The 17381-nt window shown below is 35.1% G+C and carries 11 protein-coding genes; 1 reads left to right on the top strand and 10 read right to left on the bottom strand.

Annotation, left to right across the window (positions count from 1 at the left end):
• Nucleotides 1-126 precede the first annotated feature (126 nt).
• A complete protein-coding gene (gene pbpC / locus ABW637_RS01735; protein WP_367582903.1) occupies nucleotides 127-2478 on the bottom strand; it encodes a penicillin-binding protein 1C in 2352 nt (783 codons plus the stop codon).
• 275 nt (nucleotides 2479-2753) lie between these two features.
• Here pbpC and ABW637_RS01740 point away from each other — a divergent pair, with 275 nt between their 5' ends.
• The gene (locus ABW637_RS01740; RefSeq protein ID WP_367582904.1) at nucleotides 2754-4961 is read left to right on the top strand and encodes an ATP-binding protein; all 2208 of its coding nucleotides are present in this window, start codon (nucleotides 2754-2756) and stop codon (nucleotides 4959-4961) included.
• Between the two features lie 37 nt (nucleotides 4962-4998).
• Here ABW637_RS01740 and ABW637_RS01745 read toward each other — a convergent pair whose 3' ends face one another.
• The 9 genes from ABW637_RS01745 to ABW637_RS01785 all read right to left on the bottom strand — a co-directional run bounded on the left by ABW637_RS01745 (nucleotide 4999) and on the right by ABW637_RS01785 (nucleotide 17238).
• Nucleotides 4999-6390: a cytochrome P450 gene (locus ABW637_RS01745; RefSeq protein WP_367582905.1), complete on the bottom strand. Its 1392-nt coding sequence runs from the start codon at nucleotides 6388-6390 to the stop codon at nucleotides 4999-5001.
• Between the two features lie 202 nt (nucleotides 6391-6592).
• Nucleotides 6593-7480 carry an AraC family transcriptional regulator gene (locus tag ABW637_RS01750; protein WP_367582906.1) on the bottom strand — a complete coding sequence of 296 codons (888 nt, stop codon included), beginning with the start codon at nucleotides 7478-7480 and terminating at the stop codon, nucleotides 6593-6595.
• A 49-nt stretch (nucleotides 7481-7529) separates the two neighbouring features.
• Nucleotides 7530-8018, bottom strand: coding sequence for a DUF3291 domain-containing protein (locus tag ABW637_RS01755; protein WP_367582907.1), 489 nt, complete (start codon nucleotides 8016-8018; stop codon nucleotides 7530-7532).
• A gap of 82 nt (nucleotides 8019-8100) precedes the next feature.
• The gene (locus ABW637_RS01760; RefSeq protein ID WP_367582908.1) at nucleotides 8101-8388 is read right to left on the bottom strand and encodes an antibiotic biosynthesis monooxygenase family protein; all 288 of its coding nucleotides are present in this window, start codon (nucleotides 8386-8388) and stop codon (nucleotides 8101-8103) included.
• Between the two features lie 11 nt (nucleotides 8389-8399).
• Nucleotides 8400-8786 (bottom strand): GNAT family N-acetyltransferase, encoded by a 387-nt coding sequence (locus ABW637_RS01765; protein ID WP_367582909.1) that lies wholly within the window; start codon nucleotides 8784-8786, stop codon nucleotides 8400-8402.
• A 154-nt stretch (nucleotides 8787-8940) separates the two neighbouring features.
• Nucleotides 8941-14466, bottom strand: a complete 5526-nt coding sequence (locus tag ABW637_RS01770) for an alpha-2-macroglobulin family protein (RefSeq protein WP_367582910.1) — start codon at nucleotides 14464-14466, stop codon at nucleotides 8941-8943.
• 196 nt (nucleotides 14467-14662) lie between these two features.
• Nucleotides 14663-15037, bottom strand: coding sequence for an endonuclease domain-containing protein (locus ABW637_RS01775; RefSeq protein WP_367582911.1), 375 nt, complete (start codon nucleotides 15035-15037; stop codon nucleotides 14663-14665).
• 143 nt (nucleotides 15038-15180) lie between these two features.
• Complete coding sequence (locus ABW637_RS01780; RefSeq protein WP_367582912.1) at nucleotides 15181-16251, bottom strand: isoaspartyl peptidase/L-asparaginase family protein; 1071 nt, start codon at nucleotides 16249-16251, stop codon at nucleotides 15181-15183.
• 3 nt (nucleotides 16252-16254) lie between these two features.
• Nucleotides 16255-17238, bottom strand: coding sequence for a toll/interleukin-1 receptor domain-containing protein (locus ABW637_RS01785; RefSeq protein ID WP_367582913.1), 984 nt, complete (start codon nucleotides 17236-17238; stop codon nucleotides 16255-16257).
• Nucleotides 17239-17381: the final 143 nt, after the last annotated feature.

Raw genomic sequence — 17381 nt, forward strand, 5'->3', positions numbered from 1 at the left:
AGTCATTTATGACTATTTAACATTTGCAGACATTGGTACAATTGAGTTTACCAATTGTTATTCAATTATTTACACTATTATTTTTGATTTATTAATTTACAAACAATAATCCACCGGTGCCATAAATTATTGCTTTATTTCAATTCTTCGCTTCAATTCATTGCCTTTTTCATCTAGAACTGTAATAAAATGTAGACCGGGTTTAGGCAACACAGGCATTTCATGAAATTGTTTAGTGGTACCAATAAACTCATCATCTAGATACCAAAATACCTGTGTCTCGGGGTTAGTGTGGGCTATTTTTAGGATTACTTCATTAATCTTACCATCAAATCCTTTTGGCAAATACATGCTGCTATTGGCTTTTGGAAATATGAAATCCATCCTTTCTTGGTTTTCTATTATACAATCCGATCGATATGGTGGTAGTGACCTATACGCTGCATTATTGGTTTTAAAAAAATACTCCTGTAACGGGGGCAATACAAACCATGGTTTATGAATAATATCCATCACTGGTTCGCAAGAAGAGTTAACACGATATTGTTGAGCCAAATCCAAATGCACCAATTGATGAAATATACAAGGTTTTGTTCTGTTTCCGGAATCGGGAACATACATCTGCTTAGAAGGACAATTACTGCTTGCAAGAAAACCACTTTTAGTACAAGTGGTCACTTCTACCAAATCATCATAGGGAGCAGGAAACCATGTAACATGTGGCAACAGATTAAATACATCAAACAACACGGGAGCTGCCGCATTTAATCCTGTAAGTTCTGGGCGCCCTTCTCCATCGGCGTTACCAATCCAGACGCCTACAACGTGTTTTTGACTAACTCCTATTGCCCAGGCATCCCGATTACCAAAACTGGTTCCGGTTTTCCAGGCTATTTCTCGAGAGGAGTCATAAAATTCCCATGCTTCATCACCCTCTGGGCGGTTTACTTTTTTCATTGCTTCAAAGGTTAACCAGATACTTCCTGCACCATACACCTGTTTTTGTGGCCTTTTTTTACCGAAATCAACCTGGTTTTTTGCCAATACAATAGGCTCTACAAACTCTTTGGTAAAATATTCGCTTGATGAGCTTTGATAATGATTTAATGTTCCGGCAAATGCAGCATATGTCTTACACAAATCCCAAAGACTACCTTCTGCGCCACCTACAATCAATGATAAACCATAATGATCGGCATTATATTTTAATCCCTTAATGTTAAATGCATTGAGTTTATCTCTAAATCGTTGTAAACCGTATTGTTGTAATAATCGCACAGCAGGAACATTTAAAGATCTCGCCAACGCTCGATTTGCAGGAACTGCTCCACTGTAACGTTCATCAAAATTCTTTGGATTATATCCGGCAATAACGGTAGGGATATCAGATACTAATTGCTCTGGTAACAATTCACCCTTATCCATCATGGCAGCATACAACAATGGTTTAAGAGTGCTACCCGTACTTCTATTGGCTAAAACAATATCAACATCTTTTTGATGATTCTTATCGGTTGGTGTATTACCGACATAGCTTAGGACTTCTCTAGAATCTACATCAATAACCAACACTGCCATGTTATGTACTTCGTTTTGTTTCAAAACTTCGTAATGTTGCTTTACTATTTGATTAACTTGCTTCTGTAGTATTATATCTATAGTTGTTTGTACTCGTTGTCCATTGTACTTTCTTGCCAAATTATCTAAAAAATGAGGTGAAATTTGTGGTAAAAAGTATGGTTTTTGTGGTAAACGCTCACTAACCGATAATTCATAGGTTAACGAATCGATAGTTTGCTGTTCTAAAAGTATTTGAAGTACTCTATTTCTTTTCTCCAGTAATCTACTTTGATTCTTTCCGGGATAAATTAATGAAGGTGCATTCGGTAAGACAGCCAATGTAGCACTTTCTGCCCAGGAGAGTTGATATGCCGGCAAACCAAAGTAACGCCAAGCGGCCATATCGATCCCCACAACATTTCCGCCAAAAGGTGCATGAGAAGCATATAGTTTTAGAATATTCTCTTTTGAAAATCCTAGCTCTAATCGTGTGGCTAAAATTAATTCTTTTAGCTTCTCAATATATGTCCTTTTTTTCCCTTTTCGTGCCAGTCTGATTACTTGTTGAGTGATAGTGCTTCCGCCACGTACAACCTTGCCTGCTTCAATATTTTGTGCAATAGCTTCTATCATTGCCTTTGGATTAAACCCCGGATGGCGATAAAACTGTTGGTCTTCAAAAGCTATAATACATTGCTTAAATTTATGGGGCACACTATCGGTTTCGGGAAAACGCCATTGCCCATCTTTAGCAATTTTAGCTCCCAATAATTCTCCTTTTCTAGTTTCTATTATTGTTGCCGTAGGGTCATTAAATAATGGTTTGGGTAACGAAAAAAAATACCAAATCACTAGTATACCAATAACAACGAAACGCTTTGGATGTTTTTTTATATAATTCTTAAATTCTTGAAACAATACAAACTATAATTAATAAGATGATACCTGGATAAAGGTAAATCATAAAAGCACATCATTTTAGGAGAAGTAAAACATAATTTTTTCAATGTTTTACCATTAATTCTAAAAATTTTGTTAAATTATATGACTCTTAAAAACAATGGATTAATTTTTTTTCTCTATTCTGTTGAAAAAAGTAAGGAATCTAAACACAAAAAATGTTATCAATTTGGGGCTATTATTATTAAATGATAGAGACTTTATTTGCATTTTTATCTAAAAATTGTTGGGTGTTGAAAAAAATCGTTCTTTTCATATCAATCTTTGTCTTATGCCCGTTCATTTATTCTCAAAATGATCCTGGTTATGTAAAAATAGATAGCCTGGATATGTTATTAAGAAATTCTCAAAAATTAAGAACAGAAAATAACATGTACGAAGCTTTAGAACTCGCGTTTAAAGCTGTTACTTATGCTCAAGAACTTAATCATAATCATTATTTATCTCATGCTTATTTTGCAATGGGAACCATTCAATATGAAATTATTGACTATAAAAATGCTAAAGCACAAATGCTAAAAGCATTGGAATACTCCGAAAAAACTGAGTCCAAAAAATTATTACCCTATATTTTACAGGGTCTCGCCAATATATACTATGACGATAATGGAGATTATCGAAATGCATTGATTTATTATAAAAAAGGAGTAGAACTAGCAAAACATAAGGTTCATATTAACAATTATCTAATTCCTCTGAATAATTTGATTTGGACTTATATGGATTTAGGTAAATTTGATGAGGCGGCTCCTTATCTTAAAGAAGCTGACAGTATTGACAAGCTTATTCCCGATAGCATACAATTTGGCAGAAGTTCTCTATATCTTTTGAGAGCTCGATATTTTGCGCATAAAGGTGAGATTGCAGATGCTAAGGAAAATTTTGAAAAAACACTTAAACTACTAGAAGAAGAACAATATTGGTTAAAAGGCAAAAGCTATTTTTATCAATATAGATCAGAAATGTATCAAGATATCAAAGACTATCCTAATGCCATAAATGATCTTAAAGAATTACAAAAAAACGAGCGTAAAGTATTTGAGAATGCTAGAGTAAAAAATCAAGAGATTACAAAAATAAGATTCAAGGTTGACGAATATGAGAAAGAGTTAGAAGCCGCCAAAAGAGAGAAAAAGCTACTACTTGATATCGATAAAAACAATAAAACGATTATATATATTTCTATGGCGGGACTTCTTTTATTAATTGGAGTTGTCTTTTTTTACTACCGCGGATATAAATCTAAAAAGAAATCAAGTAGAATTTTGCAACTCAAAAACATAGAATTAGGCGAAGCGAAGTCTGCAGCAGAAAAGTTGAGTAAAATTAAATCTCAGTTTATATCTACTATTAGTCATGAGCTTAGAACCCCTTTATATGGAGTTATAGGAATCTCGGCACTTTTATTAGAAAACAGTAATCACTCAGAAAATGATAAAAAACTCTTAAGCTCTTTAAAAATTTCTGCGGACTATTTGCTCAATTTGGTAAATAAAGTATTAAAAATAAGCAAAATAGACTCTGAAGAAACCGATCTAACCATAACACCAACAAACCTGTTTTCTTTATCAAAAAACATATTGCAATCTTTTGATTATCAATCGGCAGAAAAGGAAAACGAGTTGATATTAGAGTATAATCACAATATTCCTAAGGCAATTGACATAGATCCATTACGAATATCAGAGATTTTAATTAATCTAATAGGAAACGCTATAAAATTTACCAAAAACGGAAAAATTTGGCTCCGTATTCAATTGCGATCAATCGATTCTAAAAAAGTCCGTCTCAGGTTTGAAGTTGAAGATACTGGTATTGGTATCCCCGATGATCAAAAAGAATATATATTCGAAGAATTTTCTCAAGTAGGCAGTGTATATGATAATAAGCAAGGTACAGGTTTAGGGTTGTCTATTGTGAGAAGCTTAGTCCAAATGATGAATGGTACCATTCACTTCGAAAGTAATAAAAACATTGGTACTACCTTTTATTTCGATTTAGAACTAAAGATTTCGGCTCAATTAAACAACGAAAGCGATACTTCTATGAACCAGGAAAGTAACAACTTACTAAATTACACTATACTCGTTGCTGAAGACAATAAAATCAACCAGTTGGTTACCAAAAATTTACTAAAAACTATTGGCTGTGATTGTACCATAGTAGAAAATGGATTGGAAGCAGTAGAAATTCTAAAAGAAAAAGTATTTGATTTAGTACTTATGGATATAAATATGCCTGTTTTGGATGGCTTAAAGGCTACCAAAAAAATTAGAGAATTTGATATCGAAATTCCAATTATAGCCTTAACAGCTGCAGAACTAAGTGAAGTCGAAGATGAATGTAGGCATGCAGGAATGAATGATCTTATTAATAAACCACTGAATAAAATTGACCTTAGGGCTGCCATCCTTAAAAAACTAGGTAATCATGCCCATTAAGGATCAAAATTGAACACTATAAAAGAGATCAACTCCTTTATCGCTGATACGGGCATACCTGTTCTAATTCGGTTTTCATAAATTCTGCTTTACTAAGTTTAGGTGCATTTTTCTTTTTAGAATATCGAATCATACAAGGGCTTTCTGGCCATTTCATCTGAATTCCTTTTACGGGTTTAGGTTTTGAATTAAGCAATTCAAAATCATAGTGTTGCAATAGCAATGTTAAAACTACTTTCATTTCAAGATACGCAAAGTTAATTCCCGTACATCTATGCATACCTCCCCCGAAACCAATAAGACTATTCTTTATTTGTTTTCCTTTAGAAAATCGTAAAGGATCGTATTGCTCGGGATTTGAAAAAACATCTGGTAATTTATGTGATACTGACGGTGACAAATAAACCATACTCCCTTTTGGTATAATAAATCCATCATGTTCAAAAGAATCTTTTGCTTTTCTAATAATAGCTAGAATCACAGGATGCATTCGCTCAGTTTCTTTGATAGCCCATTCGATTCTTTTTAATTTTTTTGCTTCATTCATTGTGAATTTTGGAGCAGACCCAAAAACTTCTTGTTGTTCTTTGATCACCGATTGTAAATACTCCTGGTTTTGAAGCAAATGTATTAGCGCCCAACTGATATGACCATTGGTCGTCTCATGCCCAGCCCAAACCAGCAATACAATCAAATCTTTCAGAAGTATATCTGAAACTGGACTACCATCTTTATTTTTTGACTCTAGTAATGTCTGTAAGAAATCTGGTGGGCTTATTGGGTTTTTTCTTCGATCTTGAATCAATGAAATTACATTTTTTGCTAGCTTTTGTTTTGCTTTTTTACTTTTTTTAAATTTGGGAATTGGCAACCATCCAGGTAAAACAGGATCAATTGCTTTTGCAAAGTCCCTAAAATCATCAAAAACAGAATCTCCTAATTTTTCTTTAAAATCCTTTCCAAAAAAGGAATGCGATGCAATATTCATTACCAAATGGCCAAACTCTTTAGTAAGATCAAATGTTCCATTTTCTCCTAACTTATCCATAAAAGCAAACGTTTCGAGCACCATGATGTCAATATAATTGGGCATTACTGTTGCCTTAAAACAAGGTAAAATAATATCTCGCTGCATCTTATAATCCTCAAATTTTGCATTGGCAAAAAATTCTTTGTTAAACATTCTTTGAAAAAATGGATATGCCCCTCGAACTGAAAGCAGCTTATCTGTTTCACCAAAAAAAAAGCTATTATGCTCAGGACCAAGCATCACAACAACATTTTGACCAGGAAGCTTCATAGAAAATATATTTCCATGCTCTTTATACCCTTTTTTTAAAAAAGGAATAGGAGCTTTCATAAAAGGTAGTGCATGACCTAAAAAAGGAAGTCCGCCACGTACTATCGGAATATCCTTAGATGTTGTCATAATCTACTCTTTTTAATGGTATACAATAGTTGGATTGCCAAATTGAGGAGAGGGTTTTTAGCCATTCATGAGTAAAAAACATGAAGACAAAAAACGCCCTTTTAGAGAAGGGTGTTTTCATAGTAAGTTGGTCTTTGTGTGCCCTATAAATGTAAGAAAAGTTTTGGTTTGTAGGAGTTATATTTATAAAATAATTGACTTATTATATGTTTTTATCTCTAAATTTTTTTGGAGAAATGGAAACGTATTTTTTAAAAAATTTCCAGAAATATGCATTATCTTCAAAACTTAATTCAAAGGCAATCTCAGAAGTACTAAGAGTACTAAAGATAAGAAGTCGTTTAGCTTCGAGAATAATTCGTTCTCTAATCAGTTCTCCTGCTGTTTTTCCTGTTATTTTTTTAACCGTATCATTCAGATAGGTTGGAGTTATGTGCAACAGAGAAGCATAGTATGCCACACTTCTTTCTTGTTTATAATGTAATTCTATTTTCTCTCTAAATGAGTTTACAATAATAGTACTTGATCTATCTAAACCAACATCTTGTATACTATGAAGCTGACGTTGTACCTGTATCATTAAAATATTCAAATAAGAACTGATCATACGGTCTTTCTTGATGTACTCTTGATCGCTTTCACTCCAGATATCTAAGATAATAGTATTGATTTTCTTCTGTTCAGTTTTATTAGCCTTGACTACTACTAATTTGTCATGGATTATGCCATCTATAGTTTTAAAACCTGAAAACGTTTCTTTTTGTGACAATAAAACATCTGGAGAAAAATGAATCACAAATCCTTTAAAATCAGTAGAATTTTCACATGCATGCACTACTCCCGGGCTGATACAGAAAAGCGTCCCCTTTCGCATTTCATATTTTTTTTCATCTACCATGATATTACCAACCCCATCTGTTACCCATATAATTTGAAATAAGTTAAGATGTCTATGTGGGTGATGCACATTTGATTTTTCTGATCGTTCTTCAAGCCGCCCGATATTATAAAATGAAGCCACATTCTTTCCGATCTTATCTCCATATAGATGATACGTTGGTATTTTTTCTTCAGCTTTTTTAAATATCATATTCCTGGCGATATATTAGTTCGTTCACTTATACATAAATATAGTAAACTTATATTTCTTCTCCCATGCTATTATATACTTGCTTGAAATTGAAAGCCTCAGAAGTTGGCCCATGTTTTTCGATTAACTTTATTTTCGACAATGCTTCTTCAACCGTTGGTATCTGATCGTGATCCACCCACCACAAAGCCACATGAGGACTTTTCATTCTTTTAAACCATTTTCTACCAGCTCGCACAAAATAACTATGGGCTGTATCGTAAGTATAGCTCTTGAGTGCTTCGAGATCTTTCCAAACAGACATGTTCACAAGTATCATGTCATCTTCTAATTGAGATGCCGTACTTGCAAAAGAATTGCCTTCATCATCTTTTAATCTCCAAACAAATCCAAGACTTTCATCTGCCAGTTTATTAATTGGCTCAAGAAAGTCAACAAATTCTTTTAATATTGGGGAGTCTAGAGGGGCTTTCATTTTTGCTAGATTGATTTCAGCAATATATTTTTTATTCATGTCTTGATTTTTTAATACCATCATAAAAATTTTGATATCAAAACTAAAGATAACACAGGTATAGATTTACACCATAATCACATCCTTTTCTGTACTTTTTACTGTATCATAAGCCTTGATAATGCTGCACAACCGGAAAAGGATCGTAAAAATGGTGCAGTAACTTTTTCCACTCTTGATATTCCTCAGACTTTCTAAAACCAATTTCATGATCTTCAAGCGTTTTCCATTCAACAAGAAGTAAATATTTATTTTCTTCTTCTATGCACTTCAAAACATCATGACGGATATATCCGTTCATAGAAGAGATTATGTTTTGAGCCTTTTCGAATGCTTTTTCAAAAGCAGCTGACTGTCTTGGTTTTATATATAAAATTGCTTGTTCAAGTATCATTAAATTCAAAATTATAAATGCATTGTTACTCCTTTAGTTTTTGAGAAACCTAAAGCCTCGTAATACGATTCTAAATCAGGTTTTGTATTCAAAAAAACCTGCTCAACACCATCAAGTACGTCTAGTAATTTCTTAACAATAAACTTGCCCACACCTTTCTTTCTATAGTCTTCATCAACAACAATATCATCTAGCATTGCACGATATACTCCGTCAGAAATGGCACGACCAAAACCAATAAGTTGATCATTATCTCTAATTACAACATAGGTTGTTGTATTCTGCAACAGAAGCTCTATTTCTTCAATTGATCTAGCGTTGGCCCAACTGGTTTGTCGAAACAGCCTCTGAAGTTCTAAAGCATTCGGAAGTTGTTTGGTTATAACAGTATACTTCATTAAAATTGATTAATCTTTTTTATTCGCTACCTAATGGATCCAGTACAAATAGTTCTAAAAACACCTCCCTAACCCTCCTCAAGGAGGGAATTTTCTCCATTACTCAAAGACTTACTCACTAAAAACTACCCTCTCACCACTAACTACTTCAAATCTACTTCACCACTTCAACCCATTTCCCCTTGGTTCTCACCAAATATTCATTATCATACATGGCTTCACATTGGATACCTGGCAGATAATACTTCCCTAAATAGGATGCATTGAGTAAAATGGTCATGGTTTTACTTTCTTTAGGTTCTAAATCAAAGTAGAAATTTACTCGGTCATCTCTAATATCTGTATGATTAGTTTTATTGGCTTTAAACGATCCAAAATCGGTAAATCGGGTATTAACAACCTCCCATCCTGATGGAAAAATCTCAGTCAGAGCAATATCTTTTACTTTGTTGCTTGTCGTATTGGTAATGGTTACTTCGGCTACAAAGTCGGTTCCCTGGGATAACTGAACTGTATTAATAACCTTTCCTTCGCGACTTTTGTAATCTACAATGGCTTTAAATTTGCTTTGAATTACTTTTTCTTGCCCTACCGGAAGGATACCACTAGTGACCAATTGTATAAAAATGGTATTATCCTTATTGTTTTTAAGAATAAGTTTGTTGTCTTTTAGGATTACCAATTCTCCCGAAGTAGCCAACGTTTTGTTGGTTTTGGTACTCGTAGATCTATCATTTAAGGTATACTTTACATCCACTCCTTTTCCACCTACATAGACAGCATATTTTGCCATAGCCATCAAGGCATACGAAGCAGTCTGTGTACTCATCCAACTTCTAGAAGATAATTCTTTGGCTAAATCTACAGCAACTTGTTGCGCCTTGGCTTTTTGACCTAATGTAACCAAGGCTTCTAATGCCATAGCCCGATTACGATTGACAGAGCCATAGGTATAATAATGGTTTCTTCTGGGTTGAAAATTAATAGTAGCAGAATTTAGTGATTTTTGAGCAGCAGAAGTTTGACCGATCAAACCATAAGTAACTGCTAATCTTAATTTGGCATCATTGGATAAATTCGAAGTTTCGCGTAAACGATTCATAGAGGCCATATCAGGACTACCCGCTAATGCCAAAGTATATAAACGATACGCCTGAGCAAGATCATTGCCCCCGCTACGCCATCTTTTTGCTTGCTGCTGCTGGTAGTTAATCCAACTGCTTTTAAAACCAATGGGTAATACATATCCTTTTTTGTTTGCTTCGAGTAAGAAATGACCTGCATAGGTAGTCCCCCAGTCATTAGGATTACTATATCCGGGCCAGTACGACAATCCGCCATTAGGTTGAATATATCGTTTTAATTTATAGATAGCGGCTTCAATATTTTTTTGAATTTTATGTTGTTGTTCTGAAGATAAATTGAATATATCTCCTAAATACAATTGTGGGAACGCAGCTGAAGTTGTCTGCTCTACACATCCATGTGGATATCGGATCAAATAACTCAGTCTACTTTCAAAATTCATGGGTGGTAGCGATGACATTTCGATCGTTGCACTATTGCTTCCTTCTATCCCAAAGCTTGAAAAAGCTATTTCTTGCTGACCATTGGGCTCTATAATAATAGAAGTTACCTCTGTAGTCATTGGATTTGGGTTCATAATATCGATAGGCACTCTGTATGAAGCTTTTTCGCCCCCACCACTTGCAACGACTTCAATATCGGTAATAGTCGCACCTTCAAGCACCTCAATATCAAAATAAACCATCTTTTCATCGGGCTGAGAAAAGGAAAGGTTTTTTTGAGTTTCTCCAACTACCCTAAACCCTTTGTTTGGTTTTAGAGTAACATTTACATTTTTCACCTTTTTTTCCATGGCAAAAATGGTAACCGGAATGGTAACTTTCTCGCCCGGAGTAATTTTTCTAGGAATCGAAGTTAACACCATAAGCGGCTTACGTACCGGAGTGGTTTTATCTGTACTACCGTATGCAGCATTATCAGCATCTGAAGCTACAATCATCGTTCGCACCGACCCTACATATTTAGGGATTTTGATTTGATGTGAACGCGTTTCTCCTTGTTTCAATTCAAAGGGACCCTTGAACACTACCATGGGTTTAAAACGATTGGCTTTTTTAGATTTGCTACCTCCTGCTTCGGCATCTCCACCGATACTAAATACCTGATTAATTCTTCCGCCATAGGCGCCAATCACCTCATCATATACATCCCAGGTTTTTACCCCCAAAGCCTCACGTGCATAGAAACTAGTCCATGGGTTTGGAGTTTTGAACCGTGTAAGATCCAATAATCCCTCATCTACAATAGCAATGGAATAGGTCATTGCTTTTCCTTTAGTTTCTCCAACTTTTAGGGTAATCGTCTCTTCTGGTCTTAATACATCGGGCATCGTGAGCTTGGGTTGCACCTTCGTATTTGAATCCTCTACCAGAATTGGCACCACACCATATAACCGTATTGGCAAATCATTAGCCGTAGAGCTATGTGGCTGCAATAGCGTAATATGAATATAGATATTAGGCGTATACAACTCCTCTATCGGCAATTCGAATTTGGTTTCTCCTTTTTGTGGCGTAACCCAACGAGAAAATAATACTTCGGTACCATTCTCTACGGTTACTAAAGCTCTCCCTCCTTCACTAGAAGGAAACGTAACAATTGCTTTTTCGCCAACATCATACGTTTTTTTATCGGTAGAAAATAACAACATCGTTGCGGCTGATGGATCATTTTTACGTGATTTTCCTGCCCAACCCGGCCAATCTATATACATTGTTTTTCCGGTAGCATGGCCTCCATTAGGATCCACAACTCTTACCAAATATCTTCCCCATTCGGGATATTTTAATTCAAAATTGAAATTAGCCTTACCATTGTTATTCGTTGTTACCTTCGTTTTATACACTTCATTATGATACGATCCGCGATTGTATGATGATAGATTATCTTCTGAAGTATCCCACCACCATCTCCAATCGACTTTATACACATATACTTCTAAATCTTTAACCGCTTTTGGGTTTCCTTTTTCGTCTACAGAAACGATATCAAAATTGTGTTTTGTATCGGTAAGCAACATTCCTCTGGCTTTATCTCCTTTTGGGACGTTGAGCCCAATATAGGTTGCATAGGGCGAATAGTCTTTTGAGATAACATCGGTACTAAAATCACCTCCATTTTCATACACTTTGGTGATAAAAGAAGCTTTAAGCATCCCTGCAGCTTTACTTTGCAGCTTTGGTGTTGAGCTGAAGCTTGCTTTTCCTTCGCCAGAGATTTGTCCAGTAAATATTTCTTGTTCTTCGGTACCAAAACGGCGAGTAGGGTCATCAAAAATATACCCAGGAAAGGTTTTAAAACTAGTTTGTGTTGGACTAAATCTAACATTAATATCGGCCTGAAGGTTTTTTGCTATTGCACCATGCAGCCATAATACTTCTAAATTCCCTTTAATGTTCTTATTGGAGCCAAGCACCCCATCTTCGAACGTAGTTTTGATTTTTAGGCGATTTGGTTTTATAGTTTCTATTTTGAGAGTTTTAGTAAAACTAGCTCCCCCAACAATTACCTTTGCCTGCCAGTTTCCGGTAGGTGATTCGTTTGAAGTATTGACTTCAAATTTGTAGAAATTATTAGTCCCCTCGGTTTTAGTTTCCTGGTGGATTACCTTTCCATAAGGATCTCTTAATTCGAACTTCACAGGATGTCCCTTCGGAAGTTTATTGGCATTATCATTAAGCATAAAAGATAAAAACAACGTATCGCCAGGTCGCCACACCCCACGTTCTCCATATATAAATCCTTTGATTCCTTTTTGGAGGCTTACACCAGAAACATCAAACTTGCTTACAGAAAGCGAATTACCATCATTAAGCCTTACATAAGTATGTTGCTTTCCTGAGGCCACAATGGCAAAGTATGCCGGGCGATCAGCATCAAAAGTGGTCATTCCTTCTGCATCGGTGGTGGCCACCCCCATTTCTTGTTGTTGATAATTATAAAAAGTAATTCTAGCGCTCGAGACGGGGCTCGTAGTAACAATATCGTTCACCGCTATCATATACGAATGATTAAGTCCTTTTTTGACCACAACCCCTAGATTAGAAGCAAGTACATTTGCTGCTACTTTTCGTTCTCTAAAATAAGAAGTACTGCAAGGATTGTCTCTTTCTTGCCAATTATAGCCGTAGTAATCCTCATAATAGTATTGCGAAGTATCCCAAAAACTAGCCTCTTCCTCGTCCTCATAATTTTCTGCAAGCTCATCAATCTTTGTATCATCTCCTTTTTCTCCTTCACATTTGTATAGTGAATATGCTTTTCGATAATTGAGTTCAATGCGATAAATTGCTCCTGGATCTGGCTTGATCAACTCTTTTAAGTCGATGGAAAAGGCATTCCATTTGCTTAAGTTTAATGAAGCGTTTTCCTGAAGATTAATCAGCTTTTTGGCTACTGGCCTAGCTACTGTTCTTAGGTTACTCGAGCCATTTAGATTATTATTCTGCAAAAACTGAAGCACATTGTTTTCGAACACTTTTACCACTTGTACTTCTACGGCACGCAGGTTTATGGATTCAAAATTGAATTTCAGATTATCTGATGTTGGTAAAATAACACCACTTTGTAATAACCTGATTTCTGGTTTTGGTTGCTGAAATGATATGGTTTCAGAATAGGTGTTTTTTAATTTATAATTATCTGTACTTCGTATTCCTTCAAATACTGTTACTTCTAAATTTCCTTTAAGTTCTGTTTTTGGGTATACTTTTAAAACATTTCCATTTACCGTATATTTTAGATTATTGGCTCCAGAAATGGTAACCAGACCATTAAAATTCTGGTTTTTCTTAAGTGGATCAGAAAAATTAATCTCTACATATTGATTGTCAACATTGGCTACAGACACACTAATCACAGAAAAGTTATTCTTCCCCGGAATAGATAAAACATCCTCTCCTTGGGTATCGATATCAAATTTTTTGCCTGACCACTTGATTTCTACTTCAGAATCATCTTCGAAACGCTGAATACTATCGATTCTAAAACTAAACTGACGACTTTTATCAATAGATTCACCAAAGGTAACCGATAGATTTTTTCCTTTTTGTGAAGCGGTTACTAATTGTTTAGCAATCTCAAATTGTAATTGATCACTAGATGTTAATGTTCCATCTATATATTGCCAATCTTTGCTGTAGGATTGAAGATTCTCGGTAAGTACCGAGAATTGTTGCTTAAGTGTTTGAACACCAAACACAAATTCTTCATCCAGATCGTCTTTTAGATCTTTTACTAAATCTTCGAGATCAAGCGTAAATGTGTATTGCGTATCTTCTTCGAATCCTTCTTCGGGTTGAAAAGAAATGGTACGATTGTTTACCGCAATCACTTTCCCTTTTACCCTAGGAGATACGGTAAGTAGTTTTTTTGATAACTCTTGGTTATCATCCCAGCCTTCTACAGGGGTTTGTAAAACCACGTACACATTATCAAGGACCGAAATCACACCTGTCGAAACATCTGAGATATAATCTTGGTATTTATTAAGTTCTGAGGCATTGGCTTCGGCGAGAGCTCGGGCATCTTTTTTCTTACATGAGGATATAAGGGTTACAAAAAGTAACACATAGAGAATTCGTGATAATCGCATAAAAAGGATTGGATTTAGTTGACTTTATAAATGTAAGATATTTTTGGAATTAGTAACCCCTCGAAAACCGCGTTTTTACATAAAGCAAATGCACATTCCTTTAGCCCCTCTTTAAATCGATCTATAATAACACCCCTGTGGTCCCCTCAAGGGGACATTAGATTCAATTAATAAAGATCTTCAAGAAACTTTAGAATTATTCAAGTAATTCTTTGACTTTGGCTTCAATCACTATTAATACATCTTGAATATTAGATTTCACTTCTTGATTTGTAAGCCTTAAAAAAGTAACCCCATACTTCTCAATCTTATCTTGTCTTTTTGCATCATATAGAAATTGATGATCATGACTATTACCATCAATTTCTATAGCTAAACCAATTTCATGACAATAAAAATCTACAATATACTGTAACATGGGTACTTGTCTATGAAATTGAACTCCCAAGGCTCTGCCTTTAATACTTTGCCATAATATAACCTCTGGAAGGGTACTATTTTTTCTTAGAAATCTAGCTTTCTCTTTTAGTCCTGTATTGTATGGGATGATTTGATTTCTTTCTTTGGTCAACGTATAAATTTTGTATTAAAAAACTATAAACACCCTTTTGGTCCCCTAAAGGGGACAATTATATCAATTTCGTAGTAAACTATCCCCTCGAGGACGACATAACATCGTTGTGGGCGAGCTGAGGAAAGGATAGGGGTGTACAATTACTCCTTATAAATACCAATAGTCAATTCACCTGCTTCATTCATGGTTGCCCGATACATTCCGGCGGTATTAAACTCCATCGAGACGTTACCTTTATGGTCTATAGCTACTATCCCGCCAGTACCTCCAAGATTAGTAAGTTTGTTTTGAATCACTTCTTTTGATGCTTCTTCTAGTGAAATCCCTTTATACTCCATCATTGCAGAAATATCGTAGGCTACCATACCTCGTATAAAGTACTCACCCCAGCCTGTACTTGATACTGCACAGGTAGCATTATTAGCATAAGTTCCTGCCCCAATGATAGGAGAATCACCTATACGATTCCATTTTTTTGCGGTCATCCCACCTGTCGATGTTCCTGCGGCCAGATTACCATGTTTATCTAATGCAGCACAACCCACCGTCCCGAATTTTGAATCTTTGATTATTGGATCATAAAAAGATGTTGCACTTTTTGAATCTGCATGATTGGGTTTATCTTTAATTCTTTTCAAAACTTTCATTCGATCTTCGGTATAAAAATACCCAGGATCTACTATCTCAAGATTTCTTTCTTTGGCAAATTGCTCTGCCCCTCTACCAGAAAGTAAAACATGAGGAGAATTAAGCATTACTTCTTTTGCCAAGTTAATTGGATTTTTTACGGTTGAGACCCCTGCTACTGCACCTGCGTTTAAAGTACTTCCGTCCATAATAGAAGCATCTAATTCATTGGTTTCATTATAGGTGAAAACGGCTCCTTTTCCAGCATTAAATAATGGCGAATCTTCTAGAATATTGATAGTTTTTTCTACTGCTTCAAGACTAGTACCTCCATTTTTAAGAATTGCATGACCTGTTTTTATGGCTTCTTCAAGCTTGGCTTTGTAGGTCGTTTCTTTTTCTGGAGTCATATTTTCTTTTAGAATGGTTCCCGCACCACCATGAATAACAATACCAAAGGTATTAGCCGGTTTTTGATGTTCTTCTTTTGCAACATCCTGAGTTGTTGTTTCTGCTGTTTCTTTTGGTTGTTCTTTACATGCAAAAAACAAAGCAAAGCTTAAAAAGATAAGTACCTTTTTCATATGTTAAGATGATTTGTGTTTACTATAATCTACTAAAGCAATCCTTCCTTGAAAGAATCTGAAGGTTAAATGTAAAATATTTCCACCATTATCTTCTAAGCATATAGATTTATTTAACTCAAAATCACAGGGTTGATTCTTACCGCCTTCAATTGCAATATTATCAGCATACAAGGCTAATCCTTTACCCGGTTTTATGATAGGTTCTAACTTACCTTTAATTCCGGCAATCTGCCCCGATTTATTAATAATTGTGGATCCTGATCCCTTTGTTTTTTCTATAGTAACTTCAATATCTTCTTTTGGATTTATGTTCTTGAACATCACAGCGGGATATTCGGGATGCGCAATAAGCACCGTATACAATTTACGAGTGCGTATGATAAAATGAGCTAGTCCCTTCTCGTCAGAATGCCCTTCGAGATACGTAGAATTATTGGCGACTAACACCACTTTGGCATTTTTAATTAATTTTTCATTCTGACCCACAATCTTAATTGAAAAGATAAATGGTTTGGTACTAATCATAGTAGAGAGTTTCGACCATCGTCTTCTAAAAAACGTTTGATCTTTTGTTAATTTTTTTTCGATCAAAGTGGCTAATTCTTCTGGCGTTTTTTGCTGAAGATTGATATACCCGATCGTTTTAAGAATACCTGGGATTTCTGTATCATCAAACCTTGCTGGTAAGATATACTCCCGACTTTCTTGAAACGCACGCGCTTGCATCGAAACTCTCTCATGATTAGTCCATAATTTCTGATTATAAAAACCAGATATAAACAGGACGGTGTACCTTGCTTTATTCTGATAAATCTCTGATAAGTATTCATACAGGTTTTTACCCCATAGATTTGTTTCTTCAAACAAATCATAGAACACTTTAATTCCTTTCGTTTTAAGGCTATTTGCAACTTCCTCTACATATGCCCTATTCTCTCCCGCAAAAGAGAGCGCAACATCATACTCATAGCTATTATTTCTCATCACTGACTTATTTTTTTTAACCTAAAACTGACTTAATTCTCTTTCTCAAGAACTACTTATACAAAATTACTTTCTTTATTTGGAAATATTCCATTTTTAATAGGAAATATTCCAACAAAAGTTTTACTTTTAAACCGTAAAAA

Source organism: Aquimarina penaris, from assembly GCF_040786285.1.
In the GTDB taxonomy this organism is placed as follows: domain Bacteria; phylum Bacteroidota; class Bacteroidia; order Flavobacteriales; family Flavobacteriaceae; genus Aquimarina.

What these genes read in the sequence shown, in the direction of transcription:
- ABW637_RS01765 (WP_367582909.1), bottom strand. Translation starts at nt 8,786, where the DNA reads ATGAAGTATACTGTTATAACCAAACAACTTCCGAATGCTTTAGAACTT.
- ABW637_RS01750 (WP_367582906.1), bottom strand. Translation starts at nt 7,480, where the DNA reads ATGATATTTAAAAAAGCTGAAGAAAAAATACCAACGTATCATCTATAT.
- ABW637_RS01770 (WP_367582910.1), bottom strand. Translation starts at nt 14,466, where the DNA reads ATGCGATTATCACGAATTCTCTATGTGTTACTTTTTGTAACCCTTATA.
- ABW637_RS01755 (WP_367582907.1), bottom strand. Translation starts at nt 8,018, where the DNA reads ATGATGGTATTAAAAAATCAAGACATGAATAAAAAATATATTGCTGAA.
- ABW637_RS01785 (WP_367582913.1), bottom strand. Translation starts at nt 17,238, where the DNA reads ATGAGAAATAATAGCTATGAGTATGATGTTGCGCTCTCTTTTGCGGGA.
- ABW637_RS01780 (WP_367582912.1), bottom strand. Translation starts at nt 16,251, where the DNA reads ATGAAAAAGGTACTTATCTTTTTAAGCTTTGCTTTGTTTTTTGCATGT.
- ABW637_RS01760 (WP_367582908.1), bottom strand. Translation starts at nt 8,388, where the DNA reads ATGATACTTGAACAAGCAATTTTATATATAAAACCAAGACAGTCAGCT.
- ABW637_RS01745 (WP_367582905.1), bottom strand. Translation starts at nt 6,390, where the DNA reads ATGACAACATCTAAGGATATTCCGATAGTACGTGGCGGACTTCCTTTT.